Origin of the sequence: Arcicella gelida, assembly GCF_034931025.1 — a bacterium.
GTDB lineage: Bacteria > Bacteroidota > Bacteroidia > Cytophagales > Spirosomataceae > Arcicella > Arcicella gelida.
The window spans coordinates 345,276-362,305 of sequence record NZ_JAYGIL010000002.1 but is presented as its reverse complement, the minus strand read 5'-3'; the positions used below and the strand labels follow the sequence as shown (position 1 = coordinate 362,305).

Here is a 17,030-nt window from a genome sequence, read left to right as displayed (position 1 = left end):
TGGATTATTCCATCATTCTTATCAACTGAATTCTGAGGTTTTATAACGCTATAACTCAAAAACTCTAAGCATGGAGGCAAAATTTTCAAACAGAGTAAAAGAGGTTATCTCACTCGCACGTGAGGAGGCAATCAGGCTTGGGCATGATTACATCGGGACAGAACATCTTATTTTAGGAATGATCAGAGAAGGCGAAGGCATTGCTCTTGATTTGATTAAAAAATGTGGGACAAGCCTAGATGATTTGCGTGTTACTATAGAACAAGCTACAAAAAGTACGGTTCGATCTACGTACACTATCAAAAACAAGCAAGATATTCCTCTTTCTCGACAATGCGAAAAAGTATTGAGAGTCACCTATTTGGAAGCTAGAATTTTCAAAACTAACCTTGTAGGAACGGAACATTTATTGATGGCAATTCTCAGAGATGAGGATAATTTAGCTAAACAAATTCTTGAGAAGTTCCAAATACATTATGAATTAATTAAGGATATGGTGGAATATCAATCAAACCCTAATATCAAATCAGGACCATCTGACACAGATGACAATGATGATGATGCAAGAATGTTTGCTGGTGGAAATGCAGCTGGAGGAAGTTCTACTACTAACAAAGGAACAGAAAAATCTAAAACCCCAGTTTTAGATAATTTTGGTAGAGATTTAACAAAAGTTGCTGAAGCAGGTAAACTTGACCCAATTGTTGGTCGTGAAAAAGAAATAGAAAGAGTTGCTCAAATTCTTTCTCGTAGAAAGAAAAACAACCCAATTTTAATTGGTGAGCCCGGTGTTGGTAAAACAGCTATTGCTGAAGGATTAGCACTTAGAATTGTTCAGAAAAAAGTATCTCGTGTTTTATTTGGAAAAAGAGTTGTTACGCTTGATTTAGCTTCATTAGTGGCTGGTACAAAATACCGTGGTCAGTTTGAAGAAAGAATGAAAGCGGTAATGAATGAATTAGAAAAATCACCAGATGTAATTTTGTTCATTGATGAATTGCATACCATTGTTGGTGCAGGCGGAGCTTCTGGATCTTTGGATGCTTCCAACATGTTCAAACCCGCTTTAGCTCGTGGCGACATCCAAGTTATCGGGGCAACTACTTTAGATGAGTATCGTCAATACATTGAGAAAGATGGAGCTTTGGCTCGTCGTTTCCAAACAGTAATGGTTGACGCAACTTCTATTGAAGAGACGATTGAAATTTTGAACAACATCAAAGATAAGTACGAAGATCATCACCATGTGACTTATACTGATGAAGCGATAGAACAAGCTGTGAAATTATCAGAACGTTATATTTCTGATAGATTCTTGCCTGATAAAGCGATTGATGTAATGGATGAAGTAGGAGCGAGAGTTCATATTTCAAATATTACTGTTCCTGAAGATATTGTTCGTTTGGAAGAAGCCATCGAAAATATCAAGAAAGAGAAAAATGCAGTTGTTAAATCGCAGAAATACGAAGAGGCTGCACAGTTACGTGACCGTGAAAAGCGTTTGTTAGACCAATTAGACCGTGCAAAACGTGATTGGGAAGAAGACACCAAACGCCGTCGTTATACAGTTTCAGAAGAAAGTGTTGCCGAAGTAATCGCACAAATGACTGGTATTCCAGTGAATCGTGTTGCTGCTACAGAAGGACAAAAACTTCTGAATATGAATGAAGAATTACAAGGTAAAGTAATCGGACAAAATCCAGCAATTGCTAAACTTGTAAAAGCCATTCAACGTACTAGAGTTGGCTTAAAAGATCCTAAAAAACCTATTGGTTCATTTATTTTCTTGGGACCAACAGGTGTAGGTAAAACAGAATTAGCGAAGGTTTTAGCAACATATTTATTCGACAAGGATGATGCTTTAGTAAGAATCGACATGAGTGAGTACATGGAGAAATTCAGTGTATCTCGCTTGGTTGGAGCGCCTCCAGGATATGTTGGTTATGAAGAAGGTGGACAATTAACTGAAAAGATTCGTCGCAAACCTTATGCTGTTGTATTGTTGGATGAAATCGAGAAAGCTCACCCAGATGTATTTAATATCTTATTGCAAGTATTAGATGATGGTATTTTAACAGACGGTTTAGGTAGAAGAGTAGATTTCCGTAATACCATTATCATTATGACTTCAAATATTGGAGCAAGAGATTTGAAGGACTTTGGAACTGGTATCGGTTTCTCTACGAAAACTAAAGTTGATGGTTTAGATGATGCAATGAAAGGAACGATTCAGAATGCTTTGAAAAAGGCTTTCTCTCCAGAGTTCTTGAATCGTTTGGATGATGTAATCGTGTTTAATTCTCTTGAACGTGAGCATATTCACCAAATCATAGATTTGATGTTGAATAAACTATTCATCAGAATTACAAATCTTGGATATACCGTTCAATTGACTGAAAAGGCAAAAGACTTTATAGCCGAAAAAGGTTATGATTCTCAATATGGTGCAAGACCACTGAATCGTGCTATTCAACGTTATTTGGAAGATCCAGTAGCAGAAGAAATTTTGAAAGGTGATTTAGCCAACGGAGACGTAATTTTGGCAGATTATTCTGGTGAAGGTGATTCATTAACACTTTCAAGAATTCTTGCAACTACTGCAACTGAAGAATAAAAATTAGTTATAAATAGAAAAAGGGTCGGTTCATTGAGTTGAATCGACCCTTTTTATACTTTAGCTAAATTTGCATTAAAAATTAATGTTTTCTATATTCAACATCTTCCCTTATTTTTTTTGCAATGTTTTTACTTACACTCTCAATTGCTGAAAAATCAATTCCATAATCGTTTTTTAATTTTGGTATGATTGTATTATCAATTTTATTACACAATTCATATCCTATAGCATCAATTTCTTGCTGAAGGAAAGAGTTTATCTCATTTAATTCATTATTATTATTTAGTGCAAACTCAATATTCTTTTTTTCTTTATTTAATGTTTCCAATAAAGAATTATTTAAATTTAGAATTAGATCGGGTAATATTTTTTTTTAAAATCTGTTTCTTGTTGCTGAGTCATAGTCTTTTAAAGTTTATATTGTCGTAAATAATTTTTAATCATGCTAAATGAAAATTTCTTTAATTACTTCTTTATCCTTAGCTATTTGAGCTTTCAAAGCATCTAATCCGCTAAATTTCTGTTCGTTTCTTACTTTCGTAATAAATTCTACACTCAGATTTTCTCCATAAATTTCTCGATTAAAATCGAAAATATTTACTTCAATTGTTTGATAAGTGCCATCTACAGTTGGGCGATTCCCAATATTTAGCATTCCTCCAAACGTTTCATTGTTGTAATGCACTTTTACCGCATAAACACCATCTGTAGGAATTAGTTTGGCTACTTCTCTTACTTGAATATTAGCAGTCGGGAAGCCGATAGTTCTACCTAATTGTTTACCTTTTACGATGAGTCCACTGATTGAGTAATTTCTACCTAAAAGATGGTCAGCAGATTGAACATTTCCTTCTAATAATGCTTTTCTGATTTTTGAAGAACTTACGCCTACATTATCAATGTCTCGTCTTGCAATTTCTTCAATCGAAAACCCGTACCTTGAAGCGTTAGTTTTTAAATAATCGAATCCTCCTTCACGATTTTTTCCAAAACGATGGTCGTAGCCAATCACTAGCGTTTTAGTACCAATGGTTTCAATAAGAATCTTTTGGATAAATTCTTCGGATGAAAGCTCTGAAAACTCTCTTGTAAATGGAATAATCAAAAGATGTTGTACACCATTTTGTGCTAAGAGTTCAATCTTTTCATCGAGTGTTGAAAGTAACTTGATGGTTTGATTATCAGAAGAAATAACGCTTCGTGGATGTGGATAAAAAGTAATTACAACACTTTCTCCTTGCGTCTGTAAAGCTACTTCATTCAAGCGATTTAATATTTTTTGATGCCCAAGATGTACACCATCAAATGTTCCGCTAGTGACTACCGCATGGTCTAATTTTTTGAATTCCTGTATTCCGTGGTAAACTTGCATTTTTATATTAGCTCTGTTCAAAGTTTTATGAGTTGAACGATAACAGAGTTTTAACCTTTACATTATTACTTTTTACAATAAAATTGAAAATCACTAATCCACTTTTCTTTGCTCAATAAATTCCTGAATTGTCAGTGCATTTTTAACATTAAATTCACCAATTTTTTCTCTTCTTAATGAACTTAAATAAGCACCTGATTGACAAGCTAAGCCAAAATCACGCACCAAGCTTCTGATATAAGTACCTTTCGAACAAACGATTGTGAAGCTAATTTCAGGGAAATTACTGCTATCAATCTCAAATTTAGAGATTTCTACTTCTCTTGATTTGATTTCAATATCAGCATCTGTTTTGCCTTTTCTGGCTAATTCGTAGAGCCTTTTACCATTTACTTGGATGGCAGAGTAAATAGGAGGAATCTGTAAAATTTTCCCTTGAAATTTACTTAAAGCTTCTTGAAGTATCTTTTCGTTGATATGTTCAATAGGAAATTCTTCATCAAATGCAGTTTCCAAGTCTATCGAAGGCGTTGTTTTTCCTAAAATAAAAGTGCCAGAATATTCTTTTTCTTGTGCTTGGAAAGAATCAATTTGCTTGGTCATTTTCCCTGTACAAAGGATTAATAAACCTGTTGCTAGAGGGTCGAGTGTACCAGCATGACCGATTTTTTTGAATTTACCCGCAAATTTTAATTTCTTAACGACATCAAAAGATGTCCAAGTAAGGGGTTTATCAATCAATAAAACCTCCCCAGGGTCTGGAGAGGTCTGATTGATATTCTTTTGTATAGTTTCTTCCTGATTCATTATTAATGTGAGCCTACCGTCAAAGCTAAAATGACGATTCCGACGATGATACGATAAATGCCAAAATACTTAAAACCGTATTTGTTTAAAACGGTAATAAAAAATTTAATGGCTAAAACAGCAACGATAAATGCTACAACATTCCCGATGGCTAAAAGTTTAATTTGATCTCCTGTAATACTTCCTTCATCCGAGATGAATTTCAATAATTTATAACCAGTAGCCGCTGTCATTGTTGGAACTGCTAAAAAGAAAGAGAATTCTGCTGCCAAACTTCTGCTTAATTTTTGTTGCATGCCACCAATAATTGTTGCGGCACTTCTACTTAAACCCGGAAACATAATGGCTAAACATTGGTATGCTCCAATTTTAATAGCTGTTACATTATTGATATCTGGTTCTTCTGTAATCACTGGATTTTTGAACCAATTATCAACAAATAACAAAATGATACCTCCAACTAACAATACTGTAGCAATAAAAACAGGATTGCCCAAATGTTCGTCAATAAGGTCATCAAATAGTTTTCCGAAAATTAAAGCTGGTACAACAGCCAGAGCAAGTTTAACATAAAACTGCCATTTTGAAAAGTCAAAAAACTTTTTCCAGTACAACACTACTACTGCCAAAATAGCTCCAAGTTGGATACAAACTTCAAAAAGTTTGGTGAATTTATCATTTTCAATACCTAAGTAAGAACTCATCAATACCATGTGTCCTGTAGAAGAAATTGGGAGGAATTCGGTTAAGCCTTCGATAATTGCAAGTATAATTGCTTGAATTGTTGACATTGGTTTAAGGGATAGTTTATTCTAAAATAAATTTCTGACTGTAAATCTCTTGATTATTGTTGATTATCACAAGATAAAGCCCTTTTTTCAAGCCTGATAAATCCAAAGAAAGTAAATCTTGATTTGTAAAAGTCTGTTCAAATACTTTTTTTCCTAAAAAATCTAGGATGGATACTAAATTTTGAAAATACTTAAGATAAATATGTTTATCCTAAAGTAAGCACAGAAAAAAACGCCTCTTCATTTTTATAAAAATGTAGAGGCGTTTAAATGATTTATCAAATCAGCAATTAATCATCAGCCAATTGATTATCAAGAATACTTTTCCAATCTTGATAAATTTCTTGGTAAGTTGAAGCTTTTTCAGTTTCAGGTTCAATAATCCCTATTTTTTCCATATTTACGAAAGCATCTTTTGGATTTGTAAAGTATTTTACACCAATACCTGAACCTAAAGCAGCTCCTTTTGCACCATCTGTATCATATAATTCTACAGCAACGCCAGTTACATTTACCAATGTTTGCGAGAAAATATCACTTAAAAACATATTGGCTTTTCCTGCTCTGATAACAGATGGCGAAGTTCCATTTTCTGCCATAATGTCCATTCCGTATTTTAAAGAATAAGCGATTCCTTCTTGTGCTGCACGAATAATATGTGCATTGGCATGAGCATTCAAATTTAAACGTTGAAAAGTAGCACCAATTACTTTATTTTCAAGTACTCTTTCTGCTCCGTTGCCAAATGGTAAAATTCTTAAACCATCAGCACCTTCATTTACTTTTGAAGCAAGGGCATTCATTTCTTGATAACTTAATCCACTTGCTACATTATCACGTACCCAACGATTTAAAATTCCCGTACCGTTAATACATAAAAGTGTTCCTAAACGATTCAACCCATTTAATTCATGATTCACATGGGCAAAAGTATTTACTCTTGATTTTGGATCATAGCTTACTTTGTCAGAAACAGAGTAAATTACACCTGATGTTCCTGCTGTAGCGGCTACTTCGCCCGGGTCTAAGACATTCAGCGAAAGTGCATTATTAGGTTGGTCACCTGATTTATAAGTAACAGGAATTCCTGCTTTTAAACCTAAAGCATCTGCAATTGAGCTTTTTACTTCTCCATGATTTGAGAATAATGGACGAATTTCTGGTAAAATCGTAGCAGGAAAACCATAACATTTCATTACATCTTCAGAAACACCATTGGTTTGGAAATCCCAGAAAATACCTTCTGAAAGTGCTGAATTTGAAGTGGTAATCTCTCCCGTAAGTTTCATGGCAATAAAATCACCAGGAAGCATGATTTTATAAATAGAGCCATAAACTTTTGGTTCATTTTCTTTTACCCAAGCTAACTTAGAAGCCGTGAAGTTTCCTGGAGAATTTAGTAAATTAGAAAGACATTTTTCATGCCCAATTTTATCAAAAGCTTTTTTACCTATTTCAACCGCACGGCTATCACACCAAATAATTGATGGACGTAAAACACTTAGATTTCTATCAACAATCACTAATCCGTGCATTTGATACGCAATTCCGACCGCTTGAATATCTTTAGGATTGTATTTCCCAGATGAATTACATCTTTGAATCGCTTCTTGCACGCAAGTCCACCACATTTCTGGGTCTTGTTCTGCCCAACCATCAAGGGGAGAGGAAATGGTGTTTTCTGTGTCTGGATATTGTGCGGAGGCAACTAGCTTGCCTGTTGAGCCATCTACTACAGATGCCTTGATGGAAGAAGTACCTAAATCTAAGCCTAAAAGTAACATAATCAGAGTTTGTAAGTAATTGAGATTATTTGGTAATTTTTATTGACTACCTTGTTGCAAAAATATAGAAAAAACTGTTAATGTTCTATAGTGTTCTAGTTATATTTTATTTTTAAACAAAAATTAAACCGAAACAAAAAAATGGAAGAACTCAAACCCGTTATTTCGATACGGAATCTACAAAAAAACTATGGCGAAAAAAAAGTCTTGAAAGGCATTAATCTTGACATTTACAGAGGCGAAATCATCGGCTATATTGGTCCAAATGGTGCAGGTAAAAGTACTACTTTAAAGATATTAATTGGCACTTTGGGAGATTTTTCAGGCGAAGTTTCAATTTTGGGCTATGATGTTACCAAAGATGCGATGGAAGTGAAGAAACACATCGGATATGTACCTGAAAATGCCATGCTTTATGAAGTACTTACGCCAATGGAATATCTTTTGTTCATCGGTCGCTTGTATCATTTAGAAGATACTCAGATTGAAAAAAGAGCGACAGAACTACTTTCTTTATTTGGATTAAATGAAGTGATTGATACCAGAATGAGTACTTTTTCAAAAGGAATGCGGCAAAAAGTATTATTGATTTCGGGTTTGATTCATAATCCTGAAATTATTTTCTTGGATGAACCGCTTTCTGGGTTGGATGCCAATGCAGTGATTTTGGTGAAAGAAATTCTAGCAAAATTGAAAGAGGCTGGTAAAACAATATTGTATTCTTCACATATTATGGATGTCGTTGAAAAATTATCTGACCGTATCGTAATCATCAATAATGGAGAAATTGTTGCTAATGGTACTTTTGAAGAGCTAAAAACACAAGGTTCTATGGCTTCGCTTGAAAGTGTTTTTGGAAGTTTGACAGGTGGAAATCAAGAAAATCAAACCCGTGCAGATAATTTTATACAAGCTTTATCCTCTCAATAATTATGACAAAATTTATTCTTTATTTTCTTGATAAACTTCAATGGCTTTTTAAATGGCTGTCTGTAGATTATCATTCTTTGAGAGCCATCGTTGAAGTGAAATTGATGATGGAGAACCGTCGAGTGCATGGTTTACAAAGAAATCAAGTACAGAAAAAAGAGCATAGTAATACATTTTTGAAATCTTTACTCTTTCAAGCACTTTTTAGTTTTATTTATGGCTTGATGATACTTTTCATCAAGCAACCAGTTTATTTAGTGATGATGTTGAGCTTCTCTTTTATCATGTTTATGGTGGCTTTCAACATGATTTCAGATTTTGCCGAAGTACTTTTTGATACAAGTGATAATGTTATTTTACTTCCTCGCCCTGTTGAAGGTAAAGTAATTTGGATGGCTCGCTTAATTCACATTATTGTATTTTTAGGTGCTTTAACTTTAGCCAATTCTTTAGGTTCTATCATTTTTACAACATTCAAATTTGGTTGGCAAGCAGGTTTACTCTTCTTTATTTGTGTGATTTTACTTTGTCTGATTACGATTTTTTTGACAAGCATTTTGTATTTATTACTAACGAAAGTCGTTTCCGAAGAAAAACTAAAAGATATTATCGGTTATGCACAAATTGCTTTTTCGGTTTTTATAGCGGTTGGTTATCAGTTTATAGCAAGGACAGATAAATTAATTGGCACAGAAACACAAGAAATTGTCATAAAATGGTGGCATTACCTTGTTCCTCCAGCTTGGTTTGCAGGTGTGATGGAAGCTTTTGTGGCGAAACACTTTGAATTACCTTACATGATTTTTAGTCTTTTGGTATTAATTGTGCCTTTTGTTTCATTGTACATTATCAACAATTACTTGTCGCCACTTTTTGCTAAAAGTTTATCAGGTTTAGGAACGCCAGAAATCACAGAAAAAAGAGCTGAGAAAACAGCTAAGAAAAGTACTTTTTTGAATGTACTTTCTAGAATTTTTACAAAAACTACCTTGGAGAAATCGGCTTTTGAATTAGTTTGGATTATCACCGCTCGTGACCGAAAATTTAAAGTAAGGGCTTATCCAATCTTCGGAATGTTGATTTATTTTATTTACAATTATTTTACTCAAAGCCAAAAGCAAGAAGTAAATGTGTTGATGATTTTGTATTATACCATGTTCGTCATTTGGATTTTTTCTCAACAAATCTATATTTCAGATGACTGGAAAGCTTCTTGGACTTATCGTGTTGCACCGCTGACAAATCCTGGTGAAGTAATATTAGGAGCTTTGAAATCCATCTTAGTTAAAGTTGGGCTTCCTATTTTTATCATTATTGGGGCTATTTTAATTGGAAATGCTGGTTTTGGAATGATTGACGATATTCTTTTTGCCATGACAAGTACGCTTTTGTTTATCAGTTTAAATGTTTTTACAGGAGAATTTGCATTGCCTTTCTCGATGGAAATGGCTAATGCTAAAATAAAAGGGAATCAATGGATGAAGTTTCTATTCTTGTTTTTGGTTGCTCCGATATTAGGTTTTGTACATTACTTTATTGGAAAAACCTCTTACGGTTTAATTACTTTAACGCCTATTTTGCTAATAATTGCCTTACTTTTGTTGAAAGAATACCGAAAAATAGGCTGGGATAGGATTAAAGAGTAATTCTAAAGCTTTATCAAATATTGTATAAATATCATTTTCGGCTTAGGATTGTATCAATCTTAAGCCGAATTTATTTAAAGTCATAGATGCTTAAATTAGAAAATATCACTAAAAAGTACGAAAATAAAATAGTTGTTGATGACCTTTCCATAGAAGTATTGGCAGGTGAAATATTGGCAATAGTAGGAGAGAGTGGTTCTGGAAAAACTACTTTTTTAAATATTATTTCAGGTAATATCATGCCTGATGCGGGTAAACTTTGGCTGAATGAAGAAACTATTGATTTGTTTTTTAACCGATTGATTAGAGATTTTCCCAATATCAAACTCGTTCCGCAAGATTATCGACTAAAACCTGAACATAAAATTTGGGAAAATATTGACCTTGCTCTTACTGAATACACGCAAGAATATCGAAAAAAAAGAGTAAGTGAATTGTTAGAACTTTGTGGAATTACTGCGATAAAAGATAAAAAACCAAGAGAAGTATCAGGCGGAGAAAAGCAAAGAACTGCTATTGCTCGTGCCATCGCCGAGGAACCACAAGCTTTATTGTTAGACGAGCCTTTTAGTAATTTAGATTCTATCAATAGAAGCCATTTACGTTCACAAATTGTGGAAATTATCAAAAAAGAAAGTATCGCTTGCGTATTGGTAACGCATGATTTACTAGATGCCTTTTTGGTAGCAGATAAAATTGCGATTATGCGTCAAGGAAAAATATTAAAGATTGATACTCCAGAAAAGATTTTTCAAGAAAAAGACGATGAGTACATTAAACATTTTGTAAAAAGTGCCATTGAGCCTATCAAAATGTTTGAAGAAAGATATTATTCTTCTTCTGCTTCTTGATATTTGGCTCTGTCAAAGACATACACATCAAGAATTGCTTTTGGACGGGCAAGGTATTCTCTAAAATAAGTTTTGTATCCTGATTGCACATCTTGTGCTGCAAATGCTACAGCATCAAGTCCTAAATTATTGGCAAGAAATAAGGCTCTAGCGTTGTGTGTAGGTTGGGAAATGATAGTGAATTTTCGTTGATTAAATACTTCTTTACAACGAATAATAGAATCATAAGTGCGATAGCCCGCATAATCAAGAATTAGTACATTTTCAGGAACGCCCAAACGCATCAAAGATTTTTTCATGTCGTTGGGTTCATTGTAAAAAACAGAGTCGTGATTGCCACTTAGGATTAAAAACTTTACTTTGCCTTCTTTGTACAAGCGAGCAGCTGCTTCCATTCTGTATTTGTAAAATAAATTCGTTTTTCCGCCTTGCACAGCTTTACTTGTACCCAAAACTAGACCTACATCGTTTGAAGGTAATTTATCGAGACGGTAATAATTGCGGTCATCAGTAGAATAGACAATCCAGATATTACACATTAAAATACCAATCAACGCAAAGAAAATCAATGCGATGATTCCTTTGAAGAACCATTTTACTGATGTAGTGAAATCTAGCGGTTCTTTGAGAGATATTTCATAGGTATTTTTCAGTGCTAATAATCATTTATTGTGGAAGTTGCTGATTATAAATATATTAAGTAATTGCCATATTTAAAAATAAGTGCTTGGTTAAAATCTACCAAACACTTATAAAATATCTTTTGTTATCTTTTTATGTATTTATAATTAGTAATTTTTGTGTTTTTCCTTGAAATGTACTCTTCTTGTATTTTGGATAACCATTAGAATAGTCCTAATTGTTCACCTGTTGTAGCTTCACCAGATTCTGGGAATTCAATTTCTTCTGGAGGAATAAGCTTGGTTGTTTGAGTACCTTCTTCTTTCTCTTTTGAAAATTCTTCTTGTTCAATGACTGGAGTTTCTACAATTTTTGATGCTAAAGGAGTAATTTGTTGTACTTTGAAAGTAGATAATTTACTTCCCATTGCTTTCCAACCTCTTACTTCAGCTATTTCATCAAGATTAACTTCTTCTTTAATTAGACCAGATTGATTGTCTTTTTTATAAGTCATTTCGATGCGTGGATACACATCAATACTTGCTAAAACCAGTTTTGAACCTTTTTCGTCCGAAATAAACAAGAATTTTTTGTCAATCGTGGTGGTCTCTATCCTGAAACGTTTTACATAATAGAGTTTTGAAGCACCATCGAAATAAAGTGCTGTAATAATTCCATCAGGTATAAATTTACTGAGTGAAACAATGTCTTTGGCTTCATAACGATTAGTCAATTCAAAGTTTGTCAACTCATACTGACCATCTTTATATATCACTAAAATATTATCTTTTGCATCAAAATTTCCAAGATACTTTCCATGTTCATCACGATTGAGACGACCAACATTTTCATCATAATAAATATCAACACCCCCTAAAGTAGAAACGCCTGCTGATTTCAAAGTGATTTTTCGGATAGGATATTTAGTCAATAAATTTCCCATTGAATCACGCCCTTTGATGAGTAATTCTTTGAAATCGTATTCAAATTGTTTTACTCTTGCCGTACACGAAGCAGTAAGATTGATTTGAATTGTTTCAGCTTCACCGTTTTCATTGGCTGTAAAGTACAGTACTTTAGATTTCGGATTGCCCGCTGTTAAATCATACTCACGGTCACGAGTTACGGCTGTTACTTTAAAGCGTTTTACATAAGAAATACCTGATTTTCCATCAAAATATGCCAAATTATATACTTTTCGATCATCGTTCTTTTTGAAAACAGAAACATAAATAATGTCTTTTCCAACAAATACTTTTTCTTGAACTTTCGTAACAACGCAACGTCCATCTTGTCTGAAAACGATGATATCATCAATATCCGAACAATCCATTACATACTCTTCTTTCTTCAAGCCATAACCAATAAAACCACCAACACGGTCAACATAAAGTTTCTGGTTTGCAGCAGCCACAACAGCCGCAGAAATTGTATTGAAGTTTTTAATTTCAGTTTTACGCTCACGACCTTTACCGTGTTTCTTTAGAATATTTTTGAAGTAATCAATAGCATAACGAATGATGTTTGCAAGGTTATCCAATACTTCTGCTAGTTCCTCTTGTAAACGTTTCATGGCTTCTTCTGCCTTGAAACCATCATATTTTGAGATACGTTTGATTCTAATTTCTAATAATCTTAAAATATCTTCCTCAACAATTTCTCTATAAAAATCAGGTTTGTAAGGTTCTAAACCTTTATCAACCGTCGCAATTACTTCTTCAAAAGTTTCGCATTCTTCAATATCACGATAAATACGATTTTCGATAAAGATTTTTTCAAGAGAACTGAATAATAATTTCTCCATCAATTCATCTCTTCGAATCTCTAATTCTCTTTCTAAAAGCTTTACTGTTTGCTGTGTACAAACTTTTAGGACTTCAGAAACCCCGACAAAATGAGGTTTATCAGCAATAATGACACAAGCATTTGGCGAAATTGAAATTTCACAATCTGTAAAAGCATACAAAGCATCAATGGTAACATCTGGTGAAACGCCAGGAGCCAATTGTACTTGTATTTCTACATCCTTTGCAGTATTATCAATTACTTTTTTGATTTTGATTTTTCCAGCATCATTAGCTTTGATGATGGATTCAATCAAATTCGTTGTCGTTGTTGAAAAAGGAATGTCTTTGATAACAAGTGTTTTCTTATCAAATTCTTCGATTTTAGCTCTTACTCTAATTTTTCCACCACGATGCCCATCTTGATAATTAGAAACGTCAATAGAGCCGCCCGTTAAAAAATCTGGATATAATTCGAAAGGCTTATTTTTAAGTACTGCAATTGAAGCTTCAATTAATTCAACAAAATTATGAGGCATAATTTTAGTTGAAAGACCAACAGCGATACCTTCTACACCATGTGCTAATAATAAAGGGAATTTTACTGGAAGGGCAACAGGTTCACGTTTACGACCATCATAGGAAAGTTGCCAGTCGGTAGTTTGTGGATTGAAAATTACATCAAGAGCAAATTTGGAAAGTCTTACCTCAATATAACGAGCTGCCGCAGCACCATCGCCTGTGCGATAATCTCCCCAGTTTCCTTGACAATCAAAAACTAAATCTTTCTGACCTAAATTGACCATTGCTTCATTGATAGAAGCATCACCATGAGGGTGATATTGCATGGTTTGTCCGATTACATTGGCAACTTTATTGAAACGGCCGTCGTCCATTTCTTTTAGTGCATGTAAAATGCGACGTTGAACAGGTTTTAATCCGTCCTCAATTGCAGGTACAGCTCTTTCTAAAATTACATAAGAAGCATATTCCAAAAACCAGTTTTCATACAATCCTGCCACAGCAACTTGTTGGTGTAAGGCATCTTCTTGGGGATTATCGTTTGTGTTTTCTTCTAAATTTTCAGGCAGACTTTCGTTTTCCATTGACACTTATTTTACTTCTCTACGTTTTTTGTGGTATTTCAAAACCCTAATTTACACAAAAAATGCCAAGAAAAAGCATCTCTATCTAGTATCATTCATGATTTATCATCAAGAAAACATTTGCATAAGGGCAAAATTTTATCGGATTTTAATTGAGAAACCAAAGATAAAATGATTGTTAATTGCTGTAAATTATTGAATTACAATCGTTTGTTTCGTGAAATGGCAGACAATATGATTATTTATTTTTTGGACGATGCCAATTTGATAAGTATTTTTTTCAAACGAATCCAAAAGTACTGAAATATAAAAGCCAGCAGTAAAATAAGGCTCTAATTGTAGGAATTTTCTTCGTCCAGATTTTTGATGATAAACAGGATAAATATAAGTGTTTCTTGGAGATTTGAAGAGAATGAAAGCCTGTCCTTGATATGCTAATTGGGTATTTTTTAAGAGTACTTTGGGTAAATAAAATGCTTTTTTGGCATCCAATAAGATAGAAGAGTCTTTTGAGATTTCAACCTTGTATTTATTTTCAACATCAGAATTGTCAGTATTGATGACCGAAATGGGTTGATTTAAATAATTTTCTGGAAAAATACTTACCCCATTTTGAAAAGATTGAGCCAGAACTACACTAATGTTTCGATTGAAGGATGATACGTTTTCAACCGTGGTTTTATTATGCTGATAATTATATGCTTCACTTTGATTCAAATGCTTTTGAAAAATAATTTTATCAAAATTTTGGTACCAAGCAAAGAGGTTAAATAAAAGTCCAGTCACTAAAAAAGTACTTCCAATAAGTACTCTGAATTTTGGCAAGTAACATAACAGACCACAGTAAAATAACATAAAAATAATGTAAGAATTATGTAAATATCTGTTAGCAAAGCTTGATTCTATTCCAGACCAAGACCTACTTAATGCCACCAAAAGTGCAGTAATGCTAAAGAACAGGAAGTATGCCAGTAAAAATAAATTTTTATTGTTTAAATAATTGTTTGCTAAGGTTTTATCATCTTTTTTAAATAAGTAAATGGTATTGCTATAAATTGTTTTTACATTGAAAAAAGATAATATGATAAAAACAAAAAAGCCCATTGCTATTGCCAAGTAAAAAGTACTTAAACTATGTGAAGCCACAGAAATAAAACTTCCCCAAAATGCACCAAAGCATAAAATTAACCTAACAGGGTTACTCAAACTGCCTGCTAAATTTGAATTTTGCCCATTTTGATAACCCCAGAAGTAAATGACAACAATAAAAATCATCAACGATAACCAGATTGCTAATGCTTTGAATCTTTTTTGAAAAATCAAGATTAAGGCAACTACTGGAAAACTGAATAAGCCATTGCCATGTGTAAACGTAAGAATAATGACGAGTAGAATAGAAACCCAGAAGTATTTTCTTTGAAAAAAAGCGATACTATAAAAAAGTAACATTGCCCAAAAAATATTGCCTACTTGTTGTAAAGTAGAAATCGTCCAAAGGTAATTTTCGGTACAAGCTGGTTGGAAGATATAAAAAGCAACTGGCACTAAATACCAAATTGCCAATTTCATTTGCCGCAAAAATTTACCGAAAATAATGAAAATACCCAAGTAATATAAAGTAGCAACAGTATTTAATATTTTCCAGTTGATATGTCCTTGAAAATAATCGCCCATAAAAACGAAAAGTCTTGGAAAAACAATGCGATGTTCGTTGTGTAAGCTCCAAAGTGCTTTTAATTTATCTCCAAAACTTAACTGTGGATTATGAGTGGTATTTACAAAACTTAGCAGGTGATAGTCGTCCTGAAAAAAGAAGTTAAATGAATAAGAATAACAAATAAAATAAAAAAAACAGATAACCAATATTATGGCAAAATATGATGCGACAGTCGAAAATGAGTTTTTTTTAATAAGGTTCATTATAATTCTTTAATTTGTTTGGCTGCTTATACGCCTACTAAATTAGTGTAGATTGATTGATAAAGAGGTATTTTTAAGTAAAAATTAATTATTACTCGACTCCAATACTGCTACAAGTTCAGCAATCATCATGGCAGTTGCACCCCAAACTACATGTTCTTGAATTTGGTAAAAAGGGGCATCAACTTCTACGCCACGTACATTCAATACTTTTCTACCAATAATATCTGGATTTAAAATTTCGTCTAAAGCTACTTCAACTACTTTATCAACTTCACGAGCATCTGGATAGAAATCTGGTTTATGATTCATAAATCCAATCACAGGTTGTACATAAAAATTGGAAGCTGGAATAAAAAGTTTAGTAAGTTTCCCAAGAATTTTAACGTCTGTTAAACGTACACCAATTTCTTCTTGGGCTTCACGCATGGCTGTTCTGATGAGGTTTTCATCTTCTTTTTCAGCTCTTCCACCGGGGAAAGCCATTTGTCCGCCATGAACACCATCATACTGAGGGCGAAGAATCAGAGGAATATAAATTTTGTCGTTTTCTGGATAAAATAAAATCAACACAGCACTTTCTCTGGTGCGTTCGCTAGGTGAAGGCATTTTCAATTTAAGCCTTGCGTCGGATGCCATTTTTTCATGAGCAATTCTTCCGGGTAAAGGTTCTTGAAGCCGTTTTTTTATATTTTCAGTAAATGGTACAAAACCTATCATAAGTTGTTGTATTGTTTGATTAAGAATGGGCTGATAAGTTTTTATGATAATCATTCAATCAGTAAATTAACATTAATTTAT

General features: G+C 33.4%; 14 protein-coding genes. 4 read left to right on the top strand and 10 right to left on the bottom strand.

From position 1 onward, the window contains the following. Positions 1-70 precede the first annotated feature (70 nt). On the top strand, positions 71-2,614 hold the full coding sequence (locus tag VB776_RS01465) for an ATP-dependent Clp protease ATP-binding subunit (RefSeq protein ID WP_323325314.1): 2,544 nt from the start codon (positions 71-73) through the stop codon (positions 2,612-2,614). A gap of 82 nt (positions 2,615-2,696) precedes the next feature. Here VB776_RS01465 and VB776_RS01460 read toward each other — a convergent pair whose 3' ends face one another. The 6 genes from VB776_RS01460 to VB776_RS01440 form a co-directional block, all read right to left on the bottom strand. After that, on the bottom strand, positions 2,697-2,945 hold the full coding sequence (locus tag VB776_RS01460) for a hypothetical protein (RefSeq protein ID WP_323325312.1): 249 nt from the start codon (positions 2,943-2,945) through the stop codon (positions 2,697-2,699). Positions 2,946-3,062: 117 nt separating this feature from the next. After that, positions 3,063-3,989 carry a bifunctional riboflavin kinase/FAD synthetase gene (locus tag VB776_RS01455; RefSeq protein ID WP_323325309.1) on the bottom strand — a complete coding sequence of 309 codons (927 nt, stop codon included), beginning with the start codon at positions 3,987-3,989 and terminating at the stop codon, positions 3,063-3,065. Between the two features lie 93 nt (positions 3,990-4,082). Beyond that, on the bottom strand, positions 4,083-4,796 hold the full coding sequence (truB, locus tag VB776_RS01450) for a tRNA pseudouridine(55) synthase TruB (RefSeq protein ID WP_323325308.1): 714 nt from the start codon (positions 4,794-4,796) through the stop codon (positions 4,083-4,085). A 2-nt stretch (positions 4,797-4,798) separates the two neighbouring features. Further along, positions 4,799-5,587, bottom strand: a complete 789-nt coding sequence (locus tag VB776_RS01445) for an undecaprenyl-diphosphate phosphatase (RefSeq protein WP_323325306.1) — start codon at positions 5,585-5,587, stop codon at positions 4,799-4,801. A 16-nt stretch (positions 5,588-5,603) separates the two neighbouring features. Further along, positions 5,604-5,756, bottom strand: a complete 153-nt coding sequence (locus tag VB776_RS24515; RefSeq protein ID WP_407653774.1) for a T9SS type A sorting domain-containing protein — start codon at positions 5,754-5,756, stop codon at positions 5,604-5,606. 121 nt (positions 5,757-5,877) lie between these two features. Then, on the bottom strand, positions 5,878-7,371 hold the full coding sequence (locus tag VB776_RS01440; protein ID WP_323325303.1) for a xylulokinase: 1,494 nt from the start codon (positions 7,369-7,371) through the stop codon (positions 5,878-5,880). 141 nt (positions 7,372-7,512) lie between these two features. Between VB776_RS01440 and VB776_RS01435 the strand changes: the two genes are divergently transcribed. The 3 genes from VB776_RS01435 to VB776_RS01425 all read left to right on the top strand — a co-directional run bounded on the left by VB776_RS01435 (position 7,513) and on the right by VB776_RS01425 (position 10,798). Further along, positions 7,513-8,301 carry an ABC transporter ATP-binding protein gene (locus VB776_RS01435; RefSeq protein ID WP_323325301.1) on the top strand — a complete coding sequence of 263 codons (789 nt, stop codon included), beginning with the start codon at positions 7,513-7,515 and terminating at the stop codon, positions 8,299-8,301. A 2-nt stretch (positions 8,302-8,303) separates the two neighbouring features. After that, on the top strand, positions 8,304-9,947 hold the full coding sequence (locus VB776_RS01430) for a hypothetical protein (RefSeq protein WP_323325299.1): 1,644 nt from the start codon (positions 8,304-8,306) through the stop codon (positions 9,945-9,947). Between the two features lie 86 nt (positions 9,948-10,033). Continuing rightward, positions 10,034-10,798 carry an ABC transporter ATP-binding protein gene (locus VB776_RS01425; protein ID WP_323325297.1) on the top strand — a complete coding sequence of 255 codons (765 nt, stop codon included), beginning with the start codon at positions 10,034-10,036 and terminating at the stop codon, positions 10,796-10,798. On the opposite strand, the gene VB776_RS01420 is transcribed toward VB776_RS01425, so the two are convergent. The 4 genes from VB776_RS01420 to VB776_RS01405 form a co-directional block, all read right to left on the bottom strand. After that, on the bottom strand, positions 10,777-11,367 hold the full coding sequence (locus VB776_RS01420; RefSeq protein ID WP_323325295.1) for a SanA/YdcF family protein: 591 nt from the start codon (positions 11,365-11,367) through the stop codon (positions 10,777-10,779). The two genes, VB776_RS01425 and VB776_RS01420, sit on opposite strands and share 22 nt — an antisense overlap. A gap of 275 nt (positions 11,368-11,642) precedes the next feature. Then, a complete protein-coding gene (locus VB776_RS01415) occupies positions 11,643-14,309 on the bottom strand; it encodes a DNA gyrase/topoisomerase IV subunit A (RefSeq protein WP_323325294.1) in 2,667 nt (888 codons plus the stop codon). Positions 14,310-14,501: 192 nt separating this feature from the next. Then, positions 14,502-16,229, bottom strand: coding sequence for a hypothetical protein (locus tag VB776_RS01410; protein WP_323325293.1), 1,728 nt, complete (start codon positions 16,227-16,229; stop codon positions 14,502-14,504). An 84-nt stretch (positions 16,230-16,313) separates the two neighbouring features. After that, entirely contained in the window at positions 16,314-16,949 is a 636-nt protein-coding gene (locus VB776_RS01405; RefSeq protein WP_323325291.1) for an NUDIX hydrolase, read from the bottom strand. Positions 16,950-17,030: the final 81 nt, after the last annotated feature.